Here is a 21457-nt window from a genome sequence, read left to right as displayed (position 1 = left end):
TAAATGAGAAAGGGCGAAGTTATGCTTCGCCCTTTCTCATTTATGCCTTGCGCAACTAGTGCAGTACCACCGTTTTTCGCTGGTAGGCTAAGTTTGTAAAGATCCCGAAGCCACCCTGTACTGACGATTTTATTCGGGAGGGCTGGCCAAAAGGGTTGCCGTTGGCGTCTTGTGCATCATCAACAGAATTCAGGAAGTCGTAATACTGTTTTTCGATGTGGTAAAGCGATACAATGATGGTGTCGTTACGGGCATAATCGTAAGCCGAGCCGATAGAGGTACGCTTACCGTTTGTCAGGTTATCGCTGGTCGTAAAATCGCGGTCTGGCTTAGTGCCCACACTATCAATGTGCGTTACAAAGCGGTAATAATTTGCCACATTCGGATCGTCTTGATAAGTGGTAAGTAAGTATGCTTTTTCTTTCTCGTTAAACTTCCATTCCACCTCTTCAATCGGAACAACAGGCAGTACTTTTGTAAAGCCGGTTACCTTGCGGCCTTTGCCGTCTGTTACCTCCAGCCCATATATATCTCCGGGTTTTCCACGCATTACCTCCGTAGAGGTATGGGTGTAGTATTTGCCTGCTGACTGGTAGGTGTGGGGCTGGTAGTTTAATTTGATGCGGCGGCCATTGTGCGTGATGTATACTTCGGCATCTGTCACAAAAGGAGACTGCGGCGCATCAAAGTAAGATACACTTTCGGTTACGGTAAGCTTATAGGTTTTGCCCGGCTGCAGGTAACATTCTACCACTAGCTGCGAAGTATGCGCTGGTAAAGCCACTTCAATGTCCTTTTCCAGGTCGCAGGCAGTAAGCAGCAGCAGGGGCACGATGAAGTATGATAATAGCTTGCGGTTCATCAGAATTTAAAGTTGTAAGTTACAGATGGTATAGTCGGGAAGAGCGAAACCTGCTTGCCCTGGAATTTTGTTATCTGGCCGGTTGCTTCATCCTCTAGCTGGTCGAAATACACAAAGTATGGATTGCGCCTGTTGTAGGCATTGTACACGCTAAACGTAAGGTCGGCGGCGCCACGTTTTGGTTTTAACTTAAGCACCAGCCCCAGGTCAAGGCGGTGGTTGGGCTCCAGCCTAAAGCCATTACGCTCGGAATAGACAGGCACGACAGAAGAGCGTTGCCCCTGCACATCCTGAAAAGCAAACCTGGCAACCGGCAAAGAATAGGCGTTGCCTGTGCCGTAGGTAAAGGCGCCTGTCAGGTTTATGCGCTTGCTTAATTGGTGCAGCAGTACCACACTTATATCGTGCCGCCTGTCGTAGCGCGTCGGAAACCATTTGCCATCGTTTATAGCCTCTTCGGGGTTTTCGCTGTTAAATTTGCGATACGTCCAGGATAAGGTATAGCCAACCCAACCGGTAGTTTTGCCTTTTATTTTCTCGATGTATGCTTCGGTTCCATAGCTTTTGCCTTTCCCGAACAGAAACTCAGCCTCCAGGTCATCGTTCACAAAAAGGTTGGCGCCATCCCGGAAATCAATCTGGCGCTCCATCCATTTATAGTATACCTCGTTGGTTACCAGAAACTGCCCGTTGCCAAACAGGTGGCTAATGCCTGCTGCTACCTGCTGCGACCGCTGCGGCTTTACCGAGGCAGAGGATGGGTACCAGATATCGGTTGGCAACGAAGCGCCTGAGTTTGCTATCAGGTGCACATATTGCATCATGTTGGCGAAGCTGCCTTTAAGCGAGGTGTTCTCGGTTAAGTTATACTTGGCGGCAATGCGTGGCTCCAGGGCAAAGTATGTTTTGCCGTTGTTAAAGCCCGAAAAGCGAAGGCCATAGTTAAGTGATAGCTGCGCGTTTACCTGGTAATCATCAGAAATGTAAGCGCCAAATTCGGTTGCGTTATACTTGCTGCCAGCCCCAAACGATTGGCTGTTGTCCTCAGAGTCAAAGTTCAGGCGGCCAACGGTAAAGTTGTGGCGGGTGGCGCTTGCTCCAAATTTAAGGCTGTGCCCCCCCGACAGAAAAAGGTCGAAATCAGTTTTTAAAGTATAATCCTCTATATCAGAGGTAAGCTTAAAGCTGAAGATGTCGATCTCGTTGTTGATGGTATACTTGTAGCTGGTAATGCCAGCGGAGGTGTTGGAGTATAGCCTGTCGTTGTACTTATGGCGCCAGTTCAGGTTAGCCATGCTGTTGCCCCAGTCAAAACCAAACCTGAAATCATCGTCCCGGAACGTGAAAAAATCACGGCCCCAGTAACTGCTGAGGCTTAGCTCGTCTTTCTCTCCCAGCTTGTAACTAAATTTACCGTTGAGGTCGTAAAAATAGTAATCCGGGATGGGGTTATAGTCTTTTTTGTCTTCGTTCAGGCGGTTTAGCTGGCGGGTAAACACATCTACATAGGTGCGTCGTCCCGAGATCAGGAACGTAGCCTTGTCTTTTACAATAGGGCCATCCAACGTGAGCCGCGATGAAATTAAGCCGAGCCCGCCTGTTGCCTGTATGCGTTCGTTGTTTCCTTCGGTCATCTCTACATCTACAACCGACGAAAGTCTGCCTCCGAACTGCGACGGGAAACCTCCTTTGTATAACTCCACGCTTTTAACGGCATCAGAATTAAACACGCTGAAGAAGCCGAACAAGTGCGATGGGTTATAGATCAGCGCATCGTCCAGCAGCACCAGGTTTTGGTCCGGGCCGCCGCCACGCACATACAAGCCCGAAGAGCCTTCGCCCCCTGACTGCACACCCGGCTTTAGCTGCAGCGTTTTAATTAAATCAACCTCGCCGAACAGGGCCGGCAGCAGCTTTGCTTCTTTGGAGGTAAGGGTTTCCACGCTCATGCGGGTATCGTTCAGTTTCTGGCGCAGCGTCATCGCCTCAATCTCTACCACTTGCAGCTCAGTAGTGGCAGGGCTAAGGCTGAAGTTTAACGTTAGGTTGTTTTCCGAAACGGTAACCGTATTGCTGGAGGCATCATAACCAATATAACTGGCTTGCACCACGTGGCTACCCTGTGGCAGCGACAACGTATAAAAACCGTTTTCGTTTGTGGTGGTGCCTGTTTTTAAGCCCGGTACGGCCACGGTTGCCCCTATTAGTGCCTCGCCGGTGGCAGCTGCACGCACCATGCCGCTTAAAGTATAATTTTGCGCAACGGCTGGTAACGTAAGTGCCAGAACAAGTATAAAAAGCAAGAAATAAAAGGGATAGCGCATGCAGGCAGTTAAATGTCGGAAGCGTGTTAAAAGTATAGAAACCTTATTGTATAATAAAGATAAACACAAATTGTTTGCCCACACACAGGTTTTACTGCGCTGTGGTTCTGGTAATTATCTAAAAAGTGAGAGCCGCACCTGTAAAGGCAACGGCTCCCGGTAGATAGATAGGTAGTAGTAATATTTTATCCCTGGTAGAGCTCCAAAATGCGTTGCTTGCAGTAGAACTCACATTTGCTTTGGAGTAGTTCCGTTTGGGCTCTGTTTTTATTATTCAAAGATTCCATGTAGGCGAAAAAGTCGATGGTGCCCAGTTCATATCGCTTCTTAGCCGACTCAAAGGCTTTTTCTGTATACTCCAGGTTGGCTACAACGGTATTATACTTTTCCTGGGCTGCCAATACATCTAAGTATACTTGTTGCACCGTTTGCCGAAGTTGGTTCTGGCGTGCAATCAGGTCGAGTTCGGCGTTGCGCAGGTCTAAACGTGCTGTCTGAGAGTCAAAATGGCGGCTTAGGCCGTTAAACAATGGTATACTTAAGCTCAGGCCTATAATCTTGCGTTGGTTCAGGTCCAGTTGCTCAAAGTATGGGATGGTGCTGAAATCGCCATTGCCGGGATTTTTTAAAACGTTGCTGGTATAGTTAGAACTTAGCACTCCTTCTAACGAGAGCGTTGGCGAGAAATTGCTTCTGACAACTTTCAGATTACTTTTAGCTGCCTCTAGCGATGCCGTTGACGACTTTACCAAAGGAGAGAAGCCCAGCGCCCGTGCCATGATATCCTGTTCACCTGGCAGGCTCATGTTTATATCGATTGGTGTCGTCGGGGTTTGGAGTGCGTAGTCCTGGTTGCCCTCCACGTTCATCTCCTGCGCCAGTTGCAGCTTTGCCCTGCGGTAATTATTCTGGAACGTGATCAGGTTCAGCTTTTCGGTGGCAATCTGGGCTTTTATCTGGTATACTTCGTCCTGGGCCCGCACACCGGCGCGCTCCAGTTTTTCCATTTTCTCCAGCTGGGCATTCAATAGTTTTATCCGCTCTTGCACAATGGTGATGTTTTCAAAGTCCAGGAGGGCTTGCAGGTAATAGTTAGTAATGTTTGCTTCCAGGTCTATCTCTGCCTGTTGGGCGGCGTATGTGCTGGCTTCGGCTATCTGGCGTGCCCGCTTCAACTCAAACAATTTTGTGAAACCATCAAACAGAACTACCTGGCCGCTAAGGTATGGGTATGAGGTAGTGGTGGTGCCGTTCTTTACCTGCCCCGTCACGTTGTCAAAAGTCTGGCCGTTAATTTTGTTCAGGTCTGCATTGGCGGCAACAGCTGGCAGGTAACTGAATTTGCTGCGGCTAACGTTGATGTCGGCTTTGGTGCTGTTATACTTTGCCTGGCGCAGCGCCACGTTGTTCTGGCGGGCCAGGTTAAGGCTTTGCTCCAGCGTGAGCACCTCCTGTGCCTGTACAGCTGCTGCCAAACAGAGGCATGCAGCTAGCCCTCCCAGCTTTTTCAGCAGGGCTTTGGATAAAAGATTTTTCATAGTTTTAGGTTGTACTTATGGCTGTAGTTTATACTTCGCTGTTAAGCCAGGCAGCGCGTAGGGCTTTCTGCTGCTCGGTGGCATTTGGGTCTGGGGTAAGCACATGCACGGCCTGCTGCTCTATGGCAGTTACCTTGCCTTTCAACTTCTTCTCCTTCAGTTTGCCTTTTGCATTCTTTCGGCCTACGGTAATGGTTATCTTCTCGCCGGGCTTCATCTGCTGCAGCCTTTCGCCTATCAACTCGCGGATGTTTTCGGTGGTAATGTCGGTGCCGTTAAATTTGAGCAACTGGTCGTTTACCTGAAATCCCATCTGTTTGCCAAAGGCATCCATGTCATCAATTTCTGCTACGATAATCTTGTTGGCCTCTCTGTCAAAGCCAGGTGTGAAACCACCGTAAGAGTTTATACTTTCGTTGGCGACAGGCTGGTAAGTAATACCAACCTTCCGGAAAGTTTCCTCCAGCGGCAGCGGTTCTGATCCTTCCACATGTTTTGCAAAAAACGTTCTTAACTCAGGAGAGGTAAGCTCCGCTATTTTATCAAAAAGCTCATCATCTTTAAAGGAGTTCTCTTTGCCGTAGGTTTTCGACAGATCCAGCATAAGATCGCGGAGGCTATACTTGCCCTGGCTTTGCTCACGCAGGTTTATATCCAGCACCAACCCTATGAGTGCACCTTTCTGGTATACATTGCCATACTCTTTTTCATACTTATCCAGCACCAGCGCACTCATTTCTGTAAAAGGCAAGGTGTCGTTGTAGTACATTCTGGAAGTGGCAATGTACTCGCGCAGCTTGCCCAGGTAAGTATCCAGGTCGTAGAGGTTCTCATATACCTGCACATGCGAGGCAAAATACTCAGTTACGCCTTCATACAACCACAGGTGCTTCGACATTTTAGGGTCAATGAAGTCGAAATTGCCGATCTCTTCGGAGTGTATGTTGAGTGGCGTTACGATATGGAAAAACTCGTGCGCGGCCACATCTTTTATAGTAGAGCTGAACTGCTCTGCCGGCATTTCAGGTAAAAAGTATACCGATGAGTACGAGTGCTCCAATGCCCCGTAAGACCCTGATTTTCCTACGCGCTCCGGCACATAGATCAGAAACGCATACTTATCTACAGGCAAGGTGCCACCCAGGTACTTGCGTTGTGCGTCCAGTATGTCACGTACATTATCGGCTATGGGTTTGGATGTAACGCGCCCACTCGGAGAGTATACCGACACCAACACATCTGCTTTACCGATTTTAAGTACAGTAGTATCCGGACGGTTATACATTAGTGGCGAGTCGGCCAGGTCCATGTAATTTGGCACCAGGTACTTGTCTGATGTGGCGGTGCTGGAGGTAGCCACAAGCGGGGTAGAGCCATAGAAACCCTCCGGTTTGGTTACGTTCAGCTCGTAAGGTATTTGCTTCATACCGTCAAAGTAGCCCACAAACCCGAAGGTGTTTATCAGAAAGTTCTTGCCTGCCTCGATGTTTGTGCCGCCGGGCTCAAATATGGCGTTTTCAGACATGTCCGCATCAAAGGTATCGTCTACCCAATAGGTAATTTTAGAAAGATTGGTGGCATTGCCAATTTTCCAGCGGTTAGTGTCTAGTTGTTCTACTGCCAGCGCTTTCCCATTCTTATCGAAGGCTTTAAAATCGGTTATAAACCTGCCAAAGTCAGAAACAGAGTAGGTGCCGGGTACTATTTTGGGCATGATGTAGGTTACTTCGCTCTGCTTTAGTTGTGGCACTTGTAGCGTTACCTGCACTTTATCATCCTTAACCTGTGTCAGGTCCAGGGTAAAGTTATACTTGCCAGCTGCAGTTTGCTGCGCCGCAACGTGCCCGGTTAAAGTGAGGCTAAGCCCTAAGCTCAGCAGCAGAATAGATTTTTTTATCAACATAGTATAAAGTATAAATATAAGATCATGCCTTAACTGCTAACGTACGATCTATACTTTGTGCTCGTTTCCGGTGCAGGTAAGCATCCATCGACACAGGCCCGGCACCGTTAAAAAGAAAGAAAAAGCCTACAGCTATCAACTGCGCTGCAGGGTAGTACTGCGGGAACGACTGCCCGGTATGCGCAATCAGAATGGCCGCTGTAAAATTGATGATCAGCAGTAATCCAACCCACCGTACTGCGCCGCCTATCAGCAGCAGTATACCACAGATAAACTGCAGGTATACTGACAAATGAGCAGCCAGCAAAGGGTATGGCACTTTACGCTCCTCCAGAAAATCCCTGAACTCCAGCATTCTATCCCAGCTAAAAACATTGTCCTGCACGCCGTAAAGCAGAAATACCCCAATGGCAAGCCGTATAAAAAGCACACCATACGTGTTGTAGCGGCGGAAAAAGGAAAATGCTTTAATGCCCATTCGTTTGCTTGCCCTAAAATACTGTCGAAAGCTGCCCAGAAGTAAAAGCACAGCAGTTGGCTGTAACGATCAAGTATAAATACTTTACTCTAATATAGCACTTTAGGTAAGGCCTGCACTCCTGTTTTCGACCATCGCCGCTTTTTTGTAGATGAACCCTAATTAAGCGCCTCTATTGCTTTGCGGTATTCGTAGTCGGAGCTAATTGTTTTGGCTGTCTTTTTATAATCCTCGCGCAGGGCAGTAGCATTGGCTGGCAGCCGGGAAGCCATATTGCGCAGCACTTTGCTTTTTTCGTAATCAGAGCTGATGCTGCTAACCACCGGGAATAATGCCTGGTACTGCGCCTCCGATAGTTTCTGTTTGTTAAGTATGCTGCTGATGGATTTACTTTTCTCGTAATCGGAAGAGATGCTGTTGATGGCGCCGAAAGTAAGCTTGTAGTTATCAGTAAGGAAACTTTCCTGGTTGGCCATCTTTTGAATTATCTTGCTTTTTTCGTAATCCGAAGAAATGGAATTCACCGTTTTTACAGCTGCGGCGGCTGTATTTTTGCTCAGGTGTGGCGTAGCCAGAAAGTGGCTTAGCACTTTGCCCTTTTCGTAGTCGGAAGATATCTTTTGGGCTGCCTGCAAGTATGCAATAGCCAGGTCGTCTTTGGCAAGCCGGGCTGCAGGTACTTTTTTAAGTAGTTTGCCTAGCTCGTAATCAGAGTTGCTGGCAACTGCGGCGTGCTGTAAAGCCAGTTTGGTGTCTGGGGCAGACAAGTTGGGTTGTGCCATCAGGTAACTTACAATCTTCAGCTTGCTACTGCCGCCATCTATCTTATCTGCTTCTGCCAGTACGGCCTTTGCCCCACCTTTCTTGTAAATGTCTTGCACCATCGCCTCCAGGCCGATTCCTGTTTTCGCTATAATGGTTGGCATTTCCAGCTGTAGCCACTTTTTACCTGCAGGCTCATAGGCTACCTCTTTGCCGCCTTCGTAATACTTGCGGGTAAGCTTGCCGTTTTTGTCGCTTTGGATTTCAAGCTTTTTGTTTACACCGTTTCCCTTTTTGAGGTAGCGCAGGTAACCGTTTGCCGAGATGCTCTTTACATCTTTAAAGTCTTCGGTTAGGTTAATGTCACCGTTATACTTTATTTCTTCGTGGGTGCCGTTGTTAATGTAAATGTAGTTGCCTTTGTTTCCGTTTTTGTTGCTGGTTACAACATGGGTGTTATTTTTAACCCGGCTTTTGATCGTATCCTGCTGCGTTACGGCAACTATACTTAAGGTTTTTGCCTCAGCAATACTGGCTATGCTTACTACAGCGATGGCGGCTATTATAACTTTTCTGTACATATTTTTCATGGCTTATTTTTATAGCAGATGCGCTAGTGGCTTGTAAGGTTGCCTCAGGGAGTATGAATTGCTTCAAAAACTCCCCTAAGCATTCACCTTAACACAAACAACAAACTTAAGTATGGCCTACTGTGCCCGCAAAGCAGAAACAGGATCAAGTAGGGCGGCTTTCATGGCTTGGAAACTCACGGTAACGAGGGCAATGGTCATGGCTGCGAAGCCAGCAATTATAAATATCCACCAACTCAGGTTTACACGATAGGCAAAATCCTGGAGCCAGGTGTTCATGCCGTACCAGGCAATGGGGCTTGCAAAGGCAATAGCTATCAGTACCAGCAAAGCAAACTCTTTGGATAAAAGCATGACAATACTGCCTGTAGAGGAACCGAGTACTTTGCGGATGCCGATCTCTTTGGTACGTTGCTCAGCTGTGAAAGAAGCAAGGCCAAACAAGCCCAGGCAGGCAATAAAAATAGTTAGTGCTGCAAAATAGCCGAACACTACCAGCATTTTTTCCTCGGCTTTATACTGCCTGTCGAAATACTCATCTAAAAAGAAATATTTCATGGGGTGCTTCTGGTCGAACTGGCGCCATTGCTCTTCTACAAATTGTATGGTGGCTGCCTGGTTTTTTGGGGAGATACGCGCCAGCAAATACCCCGGCGACTCAGGTATTAGTTGTATGGCGAGCGGTTTTACTTCCGAGTGCAAAGACTGTATATGGAAATCCTTTACCACACCAATAATACGTGCCTGGTTTCCGGCTAGTGTTGTGTCACCGTTATTAACTTTCTTGCCAACAGCATCCTCGCCCCAGCCCAACCATTTGGCGGCAGCTTCATTTATGATTATACCAGATTTCTGGTCCGTCTTGATGTCCCTGGAAAAGTTGCGTCCGTCTTTAACATCAATGCCCATCAGCGGTAAAAAGTCATAATCAACACCCATAATGTCGATTGTTTTTTCCACCATTTTGTCGCCTTGCTCCACCAGCATAAGCGTGCGGTTCAATGATTCGGAAGGAATACTGTAGGAATTGGAAACGCTTAACACGTTTGGGTTCTGCAGCAGCTTCTGCTTTATCAGCGGCAGGCGCTGTACTAGCGTAGAGTCGCCGCCTGGCACATCTACCACCAACACCTGTTCTTTCTGGTACCCTAGGTCTGCGTTTTTAAGAAACTGCATTTGCGCGAACACCACAATGGTGCCTATAATCATGATAAGCGAGATGCTGAACTGCAATACCACTAAAGCCTTTCTTAAAGTAGCACTTCCGCCTCGGGGCATTTTATCTGATTTCAGAACGTCGGCTGGTTTGAAGTGTGAGAGGAAAAAAGCCGGATAACTACCTGCCACTACGCCAACCAGCAACACAATTACCAACAGCACAAGTATAAACTCCCATTGCAGGAAGAAATTAGAAGTAAAATGTTTGTCGGTAAGGATGTTAAAGCTCGGGATAAACACCTGCACCAGCGCCAGCGCCAGCAATACGGCTATCAGGGTAAGCAGCATAGACTCGCCCAGAAACTGGCTGATAAGCTGACTCCGATCTGCGCCAACAACCTTTCGCAAGCCTACTTCTTTAGCACGTTTTGCCGATCTGGCTGTGGCCAGGTTCATATAATTTATACTTGCAATCAGTAACAGAAATACTGCAACAGCACTAAAGATGTACACATAAGCTTTATTGCCTGTTGGTGAAAGCCCATGTTCATACTGTGTATCAAAATGAACAGCTTTGAGGGGCTGCGCAATAAACTTCGTTTCGGCATTTAACCTGTTTTCTTTTATCCAGGGGTTTACGATAGTAGCTGTAAGGTTATCAAGCTGCTGCTGAAATGTAGATATGTTAGCTTGTTCAGGTAACAAGGCATAGGTGTAATGGTTAAAATTAAACCATAAGTTTTTACGCTCCTCATCAGTCAAGGCATCATCCTGTCCGGCTGTTGAAAGTAAGCCGGATGGATTTATGTGCGAGTGGCCATCGTTTTGGTATACACCTGTTACAGTATAAGAGTCGCGGCTAAATTTTAGCACTTTCCCCATTGCCTGCTGGGCACCACCAAAAAACTTAGCTGCAAGCTCTTCTGTCAGCACAATGGTTCTGGGGGCATCTAATGCCGTAGCCGGGTTTCCGGCTACAAATTTGTAATCGAAAACAGTAAAAAACGAGCTGTCGGCAGCCAGCAGTTTATCTTCGCTAAAGCTTTGGTTATCGTACCAGATGGTTTGCCTGCGCACCTGCGTAAACCGGGTTACGGTTTCTACGCTCGTAAACTTACGTATTTCGTGCTCCAGCGGATGGGGCGTTACGGCAAAATCATCTTTATGGCCCTCAAAAGCTACTTCTCCCACCACGCGCACAATACGGTCCGACTTGCTGAAGTTGCTTTCGTAGCTTAATTCGTCCTGCACATACAGGAAAATAAGTATACAGGAAGCCACGCCTATTGCCAGGCCAATAATGTTGATGGCAGAATATACTTTGTTCCGGTACAGGTTCCGGAAGGCAATTTTAAAGTAGTTCTGCAGCATGTCGCCTCACGTTGATGTTCTCTGTCACGATCTGGCCGTCGAAGAGGTTTACAATGCGATGGGCATATTCTGCATCAGAAGGAGAGTGCGTTACCATTACCACGGTTGTGCCTGCGTCGTTTAGCTCAGATAATAACGTCATCACTTCACGGCCATGCACCGAGTCAAGGTTACCAGTTGGTTCGTCGGCAAGTATAAGTGCCGGGTTAGATACCGTTGCCCTTGCTATGGCTACACGCTGCTGCTGGCCACCAGATAACTGCTGCGGGAAATGGCTGCGGCGGTGGGCAATACCCATACGTTCCATTGCCTCCTGTACTCTTTTAGTTGTATCCGCTTTAGAAACGCCCAGGTAAGCCAGCGGCAGACCAATGTTTTCTTCCACCGTAAGTTCATCTATCAGGTTAAAGCTCTGGAACACAAACCCTAGGTTTTCTTTGCGCAACTTGGCACGCTGGCGCTCGCTGGCACGGCTAATATCCTGCCCTAAAAACTTAAAGCTGCCATCGCTCGGCGAGTCTAGCAGACCAAGTATGTTTAGCAGCGTAGATTTTCCACAACCCGAAGGGCCCATGATGGCCACAAACTCTCCTCTTACAATTTGTAAGTTTACTCCAGCTAAGGCAGTTGTCTCAACGGTATCGGTTACGTAGCGCTTCTGCAGGTTCTGGGTTTCAATTACTAGTTCTTCCATGTTTGTTCAGTTGTTGGAGTTGTAAATGTTTTTCTAGCTTTATTTTGTACTAATGGAGCTGTGGTATTATTAAATACTAAACGAATTCAATGATTTTATACTTTCGATGATTTGCAGCTTACCGAAGCTCAAGCCGGTCAATGTCGCCGTAGGTGTCGTAAGACGACAGCACCACTTTCTCGCCGGGCTTAAGGCCATCCAGCACCTCGTAGTAGTTCGGGTTTTGGCGGCCAAGCTTAATGTTTCGTTTCTCAGCAAAACTACCCGATTTATCTACCACAAAAACCCAGTTGCCGCCTGTGCTTTGGTAAAACCCACCGCGAGGCACCAGTACGGCCTCGCCGCCATCGTTCAGGTTTAGTTTAAGCTGCAGCGTTTGGCCGCGTCTTACACCGTCGGGGGCACCGTCAGCAAACTCCATATCCACCTGAAAGGTGTTGTTCTGTACTTCTGGTAGTACCTTGGTTACTTTTACCTTATGGGTTTTTCCGTTAAAGTCGAAGGTGCCGGTCAGGCCCGGGTATACCCTTGAAATGTAGTGCTGGTCAATTCTTGATTTGATCTTGAAGCCGTTCATGTCATCAATCTGGCCAATGTTTTCGCCTGGTGCTTTAGACTCACCCACCTCAGCCTTAAGCGAAGAAAGCTGCCCGGTAAAAGGAGCCACCACGTATAAGTTGTTCAGGGTGTTGCGGGCCATGCTGATGTTAGCGTCCATTCTTCTGATAGACTCATCCAGCTGCTTCAGTCTGTCATTCATTAATTTGGCATCCTGGGTAACAGAGCGCTCAGCTAGTGTTTTGCGTTTGTTCAGGTAGTTAAACTCATCTTTGGAAGCCTCATACTCTTCCTGTGGAATTACCTTTTCGGCGATAAGCATTTTGTTGCGCTCATACTTGCGTTTTGCCAGGGCCAGGTTGTATTCTATTTCAGCCAACTCATTTTCCTTCCGGATAAGGTCCTGCTTCATGGTAATCTCAGAGTTCTGGCGCTCGTTCATCAAATCATACAACTGCGTTTCGCGCGTCATAAAGTCAATCTGGAGCGTGGTGTTCGATAGTTTGAGGATGGTATCGCCTTTCTGCACCGTACGTCCGTCATCAGTATAAATTTTATCCACGCGGCCACCCTCCGTTATATCCAGGAAAAAAGTGTTGATAGGATCTACAGAACCATCCACGGCAATAAACTCCTGAAACATACCATTCTGCACATTCCCGATTGTTACGCGGCCACTATCTACGTTAAGTTTAGAAGTATGCTCAGCGAAAAGAATGTTGTAAATAACAAGCACCAACGCCAATGCGCCGGCAACTATCAGGGCAATCTTTTTAGGAGTGTTTTTTTTCTTTTCAATTACGCGATCCATGGCAGAATTCAATACAGTAAGCAATTGTTTTTCATAGTTCTTTAAACAGTTTGCCAATAAATGTGCCATTAATTATATATTATTGATAATCAGTATTTTGGGGACTTTGTTTGTGTGATTGTACGCTTTTTATGTCCGATACCGAACACTCTACTGTCTGCAACCGAACAGTAAAGTATAGGCTACACGAAGTGTGCAGTTGCCTAAGGTGTTTTGTAGATATTTTATACTTCTTAAATTATCGCGAATTATATAAAAAACTGTACTTTTACATACATACCCACGCTCAGATAAGGCTATAAACTATGAGTAAAATACCGTGCAAGATACTTATTGTAGATGATGAAGAGGACATACTGGTAGCCGGAAGGCTGCTCCTGAAACAGCATTTTGCCACCGTACTTACCACTTCTGATCCTTATCATATTCCGGGCATGCTGCAAGAGCACGGGTTTGATGTCGTGTTGCTGGACATGAACTATAGCACCGGCGCCACCTCTAGTAAAGAAGGTTTTCATTGGTTAAGGCAGATTATTACTTTATCTCCTAAAACAACTGTAATCCTGATGACTGCCTATGGCGACATTGAGCTGGCGGTAAAAGCTTTAAAGGAAGGCGCCTCCGACTTTGTGCTGAAACCGTGGCAAAACGATAAACTGGTTGCCATACTTAAAACAGCCTGCCATAATAAAACCGGCACCGGCCAACGCAGCAGCGAAGCAGCGGTAAAGCAAAGTACAACTTTTCATTACGATGGTTTTATAGGTGTGTCTCCGGCCATGCAGCGCGTGTACCAGACCATAGATAAAGTGGCTGCTACCGACGCAAACGTGCTTATACTTGGCGAAAACGGAACCGGCAAAGAAGTGGCCGCGCGTGCGCTCCACCGCAAATCCAAAAGGGCGGAGCAGGTGTTTGAGAAAGTAGACCTGGGAGCCGTAAGCGAAACTCTGTTTGAAAGCGAGCTTTTCGGGCATGCCAAAGGTGCTTTTACCGATGCCAAAGAAGACCGGGCAGGCCGGTTTGAGGCCGCCACAGGTGGCACCTTGTTTTTGGATGAGATTGGAAACCTTTCTCCGGCACTACAGGCAAAGCTGTTAACGGCGCTGCAAAGCAGGCAGGTAATCAGGCTGGGCACAAACAAACCACGCCCCATCGATATTCGCCTGATTTGTGCCACCAATATGCCGCTGTATAACATGGTGCGGGAGGGAGGTTTCCGGCAGGATTTGCTTTACAGGATCAATACCGTAGAAATCCATTTGCCGCCCTTACGCGAACGCCGCGAAGATATTGCGTTACTGGCAAAGCACTTCCTGGAGGTGTACAGCCAGAAGTATGACCGCAGCGACCTGCATATGAACGCCAGTACTTGGCAACGCTTAAAAGAATACCATTGGCCGGGCAACATCCGGGAACTGGACCATGCCATGGAGCGTGCCGTTATACTTTGCGATGGAGACGAACTGCACCCCGACGATTTTTATCTGGCGCCAAACGAGCCATCGCAGGTGCAACAACCAGCACAGGCAAGTATAAACGAAACCGACCATACGTTAGAAAGCCTGGAAAAGCTAATGGTGCAGAAAGCTTTGGTAAAGCATGCCGGTAATATTACGCACGCAGCAAAAGAACTAGGCATTACCCGCACAGCACTTTACCGCAGAATAGAGAAGCATGGTCTTTAGAGGGTTCCGGCTAAATCTGCTTTTGCGCCTGCTGTTGCTAGTTATAGTGATTGTGGGCTTCCTGGTAATCCTGAACCGCACCGATTGGTATGTGACGGCCTTCTGCCTTTTTTTGCTGGCCCTGTTCCTGATCTATGATCTGGTATACTTTGTAGAACGCACAAACCGCGACATCAGCAGTTTTTTGCAGGCCATGCTGCACTCCGATTTTACGCAACGCTTCGCCTCTAATAATAAAAACACATCTTACCAAAACCTCTACCAAAGCTTTAATGCCATATCAGATGCTTTTATGCGCATCAAAGCAGAGCAGGAGGCAAATTATCACTACCTGCAGGCCATCGTGGAGCAGGTAAGCGTGGGTATACTTACATTTGATGAACATGGTAATGTGCTCCTGGCCAATCAGGCCGTGAAAGAAATGCTGCACGTGGCATATTTGCAGCACGTGGATGCCCTGCACCGGGTTAGTCCCGAGTTGGTGCAGGCCCTGAAAAACACCGGCAATAACGGCAAAGCCTTGATTACGGTACAGGCTGGCCAAAACCAATTGCTGCTGAATGTGCATGTAACAGAGATGATATCGCAGGGGCATAAGCTTAAAATTGTTACGCTGCAGAACATACAATCCGAATTGGAGGAGAAAGAGCTGCAAACCTGGCAAAAAGTTATCCGGGTGCTCACCCATGAGATCATGAACTCCATTACGCCTGTCATATCACTAACCGCTACAATAAGCAGCCTGGTGCAAACCGATGTAGTAGAAAAGTATAAAGCAGGAGAAGAGATTGAAGAGGAGAGCCTGGAAGATATACAGGCCGGGCTGCAAACTATTGAGAGAAGAAGTGCCGGCATGCTTAACTTCGTGCAAAATTACCGCCGCCTGATGCGCCTGCCTGCCCCCGAGCTACGTCCGCTTAAAGTAGCAGAGCTGCTGCGCAGCGTGCACCGCCTGCTGGAGGCCGATATGCAAACCCATCATGTTTCCCTTAAAATGTACTTGCCTGATGATAAGGCAGCAATTATGGGAGATGAAGAACAACTGGAGCAGGTGCTTATCAACCTGATTAAAAACGGAATGGAAGCTTGCCAGAGCTCAACTACACCATGTGTGGAAGTTGTTGCCTATTTGCCGGAACAAGAGCGCGATAAGCTGCGAATTGATGTTGTAGACAATGGGCCGGGAATTCCGGAAGATGTGCTGGACAAGATTTTTATACCTTTCTACACAACCAAGAAACAGGGCTCGGGCATTGGCCTAAGCCTCTCGAAACAGGTAATGCAACAGCACGGCGGCACTATCAGGGTAAGCACCAAACCCGGCGAAACAGTATTTACGCTGCAACTGAAGATGCTGAACAGTTAAGTGTTTGTAAAAGCTTTGCTTTGGGCTGCCAAGGCTTCATGTGTAGTGCAAACATGCTATCATCTTAAGTATAATTTATCATCAACCGCGAAGCTAGTCAAACATACTGCTGTATAACCTGCGTTAGCTGCTGTGCCGGTATAGCCCCAGACTGCCGCCATACTTGCTGGCCTTTGTTAAAAAGTATAAATGTAGGCACACCCTGCACCTTAAACTGCGCTGCTGCACTCTGGTTATTGTCTACGTTTACCTTGATCACCTTTATTTTACCGTTGTATTGGTTGGCAAGCTGCTGTATAACCGGGCTCATTGCTTTGCAGGGGCCACACCAGTCTGCGTAAAAGTCAACTAAAACGGGCATGCCTGGGCTGCTGATTAACTCCTTAAATGATTTCTTAGCCATAGTTAAAAGTGCTTTATGCTGGTTTATACTTTGTACGGCTGCAAATGTAAAATGTATTTCGATTTATACTTTCAACTTCCTTTTTCGGGCGTGTGTTTTAGCGCAGAGGTTAAAAGAAGCACCTCTGTAGGCAGGGCATTAGAATAAAAATAAAGGTTAGTCTTACATTTTGCTTTACATGCTTTCCTGCTTGGTGGCTTTAATGGAATATACCATTGGTAACATGTTCTCAAAGCCTTTAATGCGCCAATAGCCATCTTCGCCCTGCACCATGTTGGCAAAGCAGTTGTAAGGCGAGTAAGGATACTCATGCAAGAACTCCGGTAAAATGCCACGGCTGGTAAGCGCTGTCACTACTTCGCCCAAGCCATGGTTCCAGCCATATTCTTTATGCGTAATAGCTGCATCACGTTCAGCGTATGTGCCGGTGGTTTCTGTCACAATTGGCTTGTGGTTGTTAAGGTAAGGATAAACGATCTTCTCAAAATTATCGTCAAACATCCAAAGCACCGGATGGAACTCTGCTATGTAGAAGGTGCCTCCGGGCTTCAGGAAGTGGTTTATGATATCGGCCCACTTGTTCAGGTCAGGTAGCCAGCCAATGGTGCCATAAGATGTAAAAACAATGTCGAACTGGCCTTGCAGGTTCTCTTTGAGGTCGTAGAGGTTAGAGCGCACGAACTTTGCTTTCAGGTTAAGTTGCTCATTTAAAGCCCGCGCCTGTTTTATGGCTTCGTCCGCTATATCAATACCGGTTGCATCTGCCCCTAAACGTGCCCACGATAGCGTGTCCTGCCCAAAATGGCATTGCAGATGCAGCATGCTTTTGCCTGCCACATCGCCTAACTCTGCAAGTTCAATCTGATTTAACGACGTTTGGCCAGCCATAAATGCCTGCATGTTATAAAACTCAGACGCTAAGTGTACCGGCGTTTTCTGATTCCAGAGGTTGCGATTGGTTTCAAAGTATAAATCATAGTCTTCCATAATGCTAAATATATGTTTTTAATTATGATTTAATGACGCATGCTTTATAATTGTAAATTAGTAAATTCCTATATTTAGTGTTCTAACCCTTAACAAAGAAAAAATGGCAAAATTTGACGGTACAGAAGGTGCACCAATAGATCGTGCGCTGGCAGCCGAATGGACAGCGAACTACCGCAGAGCAGAAGCTGAGGGAGCTGAGAATACAGTTATAAAAGCACATTTTTATGGCCGTGAAATTCTGCAGCGGCTCCTGGACCAGGAAGGATGCATGGGCATACGCATTTATTATGCACGCGATGAAAAAGGCCAGAAACAGTTGGTGCTTGTAGGCGCTGACGCAGCCGGAAACGACGTGGAAGACCTGGTGGTGGACAGCTCCAAAATCTGTCCTCCGGATTGCAGCACAGGAGGTGGTTTAATAGGTTAATGGAGTTTTTTTTACGAAAAGTTTACCCGTGGATGATTGAGGTTTCCTCTTTTAGCCCACTATTACCTTTTATAGTAGCCCTTTTGCTGCTGCTCAAAAATAACAACAGGCAGTTCAAGCTCCTGTTCCTTTTTATTTTATCAACAGTAGCAATAGAGGCTGCGGGGCAAATTACTGTGTACCTGGGCACAAGCAATAATATCTGGCTGCAGCACCTGTACAGCCCCATAGAGTTTAGCATACTTGCGGCCATCTATTACCAAAGCTTTAAGCGGAAGTACTTTAAGCGCAGCATTCTGGTCTCAACCTGTTTATTCATCTTGTTCAGCATTGGTAACGCCGTGTTTGGTGAAGGCATCATGCAGATGAATTCTATGGTGAAAATGGTGGAAAACGTACTGCTTATCAGTATTGCGATTTTATACTTTTACAAAGTTGCCAACGACCTAAGCATTACTTACCTGGATAGGGACCCGGTGTTTTTGTTAAGTTGCGCATTGCTGATCGTTAAGTCAGGTAGTACCATGTCATCTATCATGTTCAACGCTGCTCTTGCCGAGTCGTATGATGCGGCCCGAATATGCATTTCCATTATCTTGGTGCTAAATATATTTTTCAATATTGCATTGGTGTTCATTTTAAAGAGATTAGCTAGAAATTGAAAACGCTGGAACCTGTTTTATACATTACACCTGTTTTACTTGCCCTGGCCATTGGCATTATAGGCTTCGTGTTTATGTACCAGCGGCGTATGCTGCAGCACCAGGTGCAACTCCGCGAGATCCAGGAAATGAAGCAACGCCAGATACTTGATGCCACCTTAGAGGCGCAGGAGGAGGAACGCCGCCGCGTAGCCCGCGACCTGCACGACGATGTTGGCGCTACACTTGCGCTCGTAAAGTTAAACCTGCACCAACTTATAGCCCCCCTGCAGGATAAGACAAACGGACAAGGTATTAAGAGCATGCTGGATGATGTAATTGGCAATGTGCGCCGCATATCGCATGGTTTAATGCCTGTTGTGCTCGAAAAAATGGGTTTGCAGCGTGCCCTGGACGCCATGAAACGGTCCTTGCCAGAAACTTCCGGTACAACCATGGAGCTTATTTGTAATGATAACAACAGGCGTATAGCTCCTAAACTCGAACTTTCGCTTTACCGGGTAGTGCAGGAGTTGCTAAACAATACACTTAAACACGCTAACGCAAGTATAGTAACCGTGCAGTTGCAGTTCAGCGAACAGGAACTGTACCTAACATATACAGATAACGGAGTAGGTTTTGATTACAAAAAATTGATGGAGTCTCAGGAAAACAGCAGCCAGGGACTAGGGTTAATGAACTTACAGGCAAGAATTCATCTACTTAATGGTACTTTTGCTTACCACTCAGCTAAAAATTCGGGTACAAAAGCTGATATTTGCATTCCAATTTCTTAAATTTAAACAAACTTACAGGCTATATAATGAAATATCAGCCATTTACTCTTGCAATCGCCGATGATCATACCCTTTTTAGAAAGGGTGTAATGGAGATTTTAAAGGCTTACGACGAAATACATCTGATTGCTGATGCATGCAACGGGGCAGAGCTTATCGAAAAAATCGAAAATAAGTTGCCCGATATTGTTATGCTCGATTTAGAGATGCCTGAAATGGATGGCATTGCCACATCCCGTTACCTGATCAGTAAATTCCCGGAAGTAAAGATATTGATTGTTTCGATGTACGGCGAAGAGTCTTTAGTTGAGAAGTTGCTGGAAGAGGGAGTGCATGGTTACTTGCTTAAAAGCGCTGAACCGGATGAGTTGCGCGAGGCTTTGCAAACGCTGTATAGTGGCAATAATTACTACTCACACGAGATAAAGAACAACATATCGTATTAAGCTAAAACAACGATACTTCAAAAAGCGAGAACTATACCATTGGTTCTCGCTTTTTGTTTGTAGTGCTGTGTGATTACGGTTCAGGTGGCTAAGGATCTTACGCTTCGACTTTACTTCAATGCATAAGTATAACGTTAGGCTGCAGCTCAATTTTATTAACCAAAAGGCTCATCTGTTTGTATTAAGAAAGATGGGTAAAAAGCAAACAGATCTTGTGTGTGAGTTGTGCAGTCGTGAGGTGCAAAGCCTTTCGCGGCACCACCTGGTGCCACGCGAGGAGGGAGGCCGCTATGGTGCTACCGCTGAGCTTTGCCAGCCCTGCCATAGTACCATCCACCTGAGCCTGAGTAACCAGGAACTGGCCCAGGAATACAACTCTATAGAGGCGCTGCAAAAGGCAGAAGCGCTGCAGAAGTACCTGAAGTGGGTAAAAAATAAGCGTGTGGAGCGCATCTCGAACCGCAGAGGCAAAAACAGGCGTAAAAAGTAGCTTGCCTGTCCCTCAATCTTATTTCTGAGTAGTTGCGGGTTTACTGCCATCAGTTTTATACTTACCTTTAGCCATGCAAAAGCGAACATTTCTCCCCTTCACAGATCTCAAAAAGCACAGAGCTATTGTAGTTGACAGCACACACCCAAACGGCTTTATGCTATCGCATTGGAAAGGTGCTCCCACTCCCGAAAGTATAAAAGATGATACAAGTGCAGCCATTGTACTTAATGCCATGCGGAAAAACCTGCCGGATCTGGATTTGCCCTATGTGTCTGCCAACCATTTTGATATAGATGGGTTTGTGGGCGTTTGGGCCTTGCTAAACCCAGAGAAAGCCTTGCAAAACGAGGAACTGCTGCGGCAAATGGCCTTGATCGGAGACTTCAGAGAACTGGACCTGAACCACCCGCTGGCAGGTGAGGCGCTAAAGCTGGTTTGCTGGATTAATGCTAAAGAGCGGGAGCTGTTTTACAAGCCTTTCGAGGCTGATGAGATGGAGGAGAAGGAGGTGCTGCAATGCACTAAAAAGTTTACTTACTTTCTAAGGGAGTTTGGCCGTGTACTGCAAGACCCGGACTGGGAAAAGGGCTCCTGGGAAGATGAAGTGGCAAGTGTGCTGCTAGGTTACCGCGACATGTATAAGCCCTCCACCAAACTAACCCGAAAGCCCGAAGTAGGGCTGATCATTATTGAGACAGCACACCCGATGCATTATTATGCGCTGTTTAGCCGCACCAAGGGCTTCGATATTGTGTTAACCTGCTACGAACAAAACCGCTACGAACTAGAGTATAAGTATACTACGTGGGTGGATATTGCCTCAAGGGCTACGCTGCCCCGTATAAGTATGGCACCGCTTGCTGCAAGGCTCAACGAGTTGGAGCAATCAGGATACAGCTGGACCTATGATGCCGTTACTGAAACCGGCCCTATTCTACGGCTTGGCGGAGAAGACCTAAAACGGGCAGACACTTACGCCAACCCGACTGAGCGAGAAATTTATACTTCTACGATTCCTGTAGAGCAGTTAAAGCAGGAGGTGATTTTATACTTTGCCCAAGCCTATCAAACCGTGCAGCCAAAGTATAACTGGACGTGGCAGGAGGTGAAAGAATTAAATAGACAGATCTGAATTTGGGCAGTATGCGGTTTTTATA

The 21457-nt window shown here is 46.9% G+C and carries 19 protein-coding genes; 8 read left to right on the top strand and 11 right to left on the bottom strand.

The annotated features are described in order from the left end of the window. Positions 1–55 precede the first annotated feature (55 nt). From Q1A23_RS13080 to Q1A23_RS13040, 9 genes are all read right to left on the bottom strand, one after another. Positions 56–862: a DUF4249 domain-containing protein gene (locus tag Q1A23_RS13080; protein WP_299824024.1), complete on the bottom strand. Its 807-nt coding sequence runs from the start codon at positions 860–862 to the stop codon at positions 56–58. After that, positions 862–3186 carry a TonB-dependent receptor gene (locus Q1A23_RS13075; RefSeq protein ID WP_299824023.1) on the bottom strand — a complete coding sequence of 775 codons (2325 nt, stop codon included), beginning with the start codon at positions 3184–3186 and terminating at the stop codon, positions 862–864. Before Q1A23_RS13075 ends, Q1A23_RS13080 begins: the two co-directional genes overlap by 1 nt. A 185-nt stretch (positions 3187–3371) precedes the next feature. Further along, complete coding sequence (locus Q1A23_RS13070) at positions 3372–4724, bottom strand: TolC family protein (protein ID WP_299824022.1); 1353 nt, start codon at positions 4722–4724, stop codon at positions 3372–3374. A 28-nt stretch (positions 4725–4752) separates the two neighbouring features. Then, on the bottom strand, positions 4753–6627 hold the full coding sequence (locus tag Q1A23_RS13065; RefSeq protein ID WP_299824020.1) for a peptidase M61: 1875 nt from the start codon (positions 6625–6627) through the stop codon (positions 4753–4755). 22 nt (positions 6628–6649) lie between these two features. Further along, the gene (locus Q1A23_RS13060) at positions 6650–7105 is read right to left on the bottom strand and encodes a DoxX family protein (protein WP_299824018.1); all 456 of its coding nucleotides are present in this window, start codon (positions 7103–7105) and stop codon (positions 6650–6652) included. Positions 7106–7263: 158 nt separating this feature from the next. Continuing rightward, a complete protein-coding gene (locus Q1A23_RS13055) occupies positions 7264–8457 on the bottom strand; it encodes a hypothetical protein (protein WP_299824016.1) in 1194 nt (397 codons plus the stop codon). Between the two features lie 117 nt (positions 8458–8574). Continuing rightward, a complete protein-coding gene (locus tag Q1A23_RS13050; protein ID WP_299824014.1) occupies positions 8575–10986 on the bottom strand; it encodes an ABC transporter permease in 2412 nt (803 codons plus the stop codon). Next, positions 10967–11680 (bottom strand): ABC transporter ATP-binding protein, encoded by a 714-nt coding sequence (locus Q1A23_RS13045; RefSeq protein ID WP_299824012.1) that lies wholly within the window; start codon positions 11678–11680, stop codon positions 10967–10969. The genes Q1A23_RS13050 and Q1A23_RS13045 overlap by 20 nt, the downstream gene beginning before the upstream one ends. A gap of 118 nt (positions 11681–11798) precedes the next feature. Further along, positions 11799–13118, bottom strand: a complete 1320-nt coding sequence (locus Q1A23_RS13040) for an efflux RND transporter periplasmic adaptor subunit (protein WP_299824010.1) — start codon at positions 13116–13118, stop codon at positions 11799–11801. 236 nt (positions 13119–13354) lie between these two features. Between Q1A23_RS13040 and Q1A23_RS13035 the strand changes: the two genes are divergently transcribed. Both Q1A23_RS13035 and Q1A23_RS13030 read left to right on the top strand, forming a co-directional pair. Continuing rightward, positions 13355–14737, top strand: a complete 1383-nt coding sequence (locus Q1A23_RS13035) for a sigma-54 dependent transcriptional regulator (protein ID WP_299824008.1) — start codon at positions 13355–13357, stop codon at positions 14735–14737. Next, complete coding sequence (locus Q1A23_RS13030) at positions 14727–16103, top strand: ATP-binding protein (RefSeq protein ID WP_299824006.1); 1377 nt, start codon at positions 14727–14729, stop codon at positions 16101–16103. The genes Q1A23_RS13035 and Q1A23_RS13030 overlap by 11 nt, the downstream gene beginning before the upstream one ends. Before the next feature lie 97 nt (positions 16104–16200). On the opposite strand, the gene trxA is transcribed toward Q1A23_RS13030, so the two are convergent. Next, on the bottom strand, positions 16201–16506 hold the full coding sequence (gene trxA / locus Q1A23_RS13025) for a thioredoxin (protein ID WP_299824005.1): 306 nt from the start codon (positions 16504–16506) through the stop codon (positions 16201–16203). A gap of 174 nt (positions 16507–16680) precedes the next feature. Next, on the bottom strand, positions 16681–17493 hold the full coding sequence (locus Q1A23_RS13020; RefSeq protein ID WP_299824003.1) for a class I SAM-dependent methyltransferase: 813 nt from the start codon (positions 17491–17493) through the stop codon (positions 16681–16683). A gap of 103 nt (positions 17494–17596) precedes the next feature. Here Q1A23_RS13020 and Q1A23_RS13015 point away from each other — a divergent pair, with 103 nt between their 5' ends. The 6 genes from Q1A23_RS13015 (at position 17597) to Q1A23_RS12990 (ending at position 21432) form a co-directional block, all read left to right on the top strand. Beyond that, positions 17597–17923, top strand: coding sequence for a hypothetical protein (locus tag Q1A23_RS13015; RefSeq protein ID WP_299824001.1), 327 nt, complete (start codon positions 17597–17599; stop codon positions 17921–17923). Next, positions 17923–18585, top strand: a complete 663-nt coding sequence (locus Q1A23_RS13010; protein WP_299823999.1) for a hypothetical protein — start codon at positions 17923–17925, stop codon at positions 18583–18585. Before Q1A23_RS13015 ends, Q1A23_RS13010 begins: the two co-directional genes overlap by 1 nt. After that, on the top strand, positions 18582–19361 hold the full coding sequence (locus Q1A23_RS13005) for a sensor histidine kinase (RefSeq protein ID WP_299823997.1): 780 nt from the start codon (positions 18582–18584) through the stop codon (positions 19359–19361). Before Q1A23_RS13010 ends, Q1A23_RS13005 begins: the two co-directional genes overlap by 4 nt. A gap of 26 nt (positions 19362–19387) precedes the next feature. Continuing rightward, on the top strand, positions 19388–19807 hold the full coding sequence (locus tag Q1A23_RS13000; protein WP_299823996.1) for a response regulator transcription factor: 420 nt from the start codon (positions 19388–19390) through the stop codon (positions 19805–19807). A 190-nt stretch (positions 19808–19997) separates the two neighbouring features. Further along, entirely contained in the window at positions 19998–20297 is a 300-nt protein-coding gene (locus tag Q1A23_RS12995) for an HNH endonuclease (RefSeq protein ID WP_299823994.1), read from the top strand. 73 nt (positions 20298–20370) lie between these two features. Next, positions 20371–21432 carry a DUF6687 family protein gene (locus Q1A23_RS12990; protein WP_299823993.1) on the top strand — a complete coding sequence of 354 codons (1062 nt, stop codon included), beginning with the start codon at positions 20371–20373 and terminating at the stop codon, positions 21430–21432. Positions 21433–21457: the final 25 nt, after the last annotated feature.

Source organism: uncultured Pontibacter sp. (assembly GCF_947492645.1).
In the GTDB taxonomy this organism is placed as follows: Bacteria; Bacteroidota; Bacteroidia; order Cytophagales; family Hymenobacteraceae; genus Pontibacter.
The sequence above is the reverse complement of the archived record's forward strand: the minus strand, read 5'-3'. Positions and strand labels throughout refer to the sequence as shown.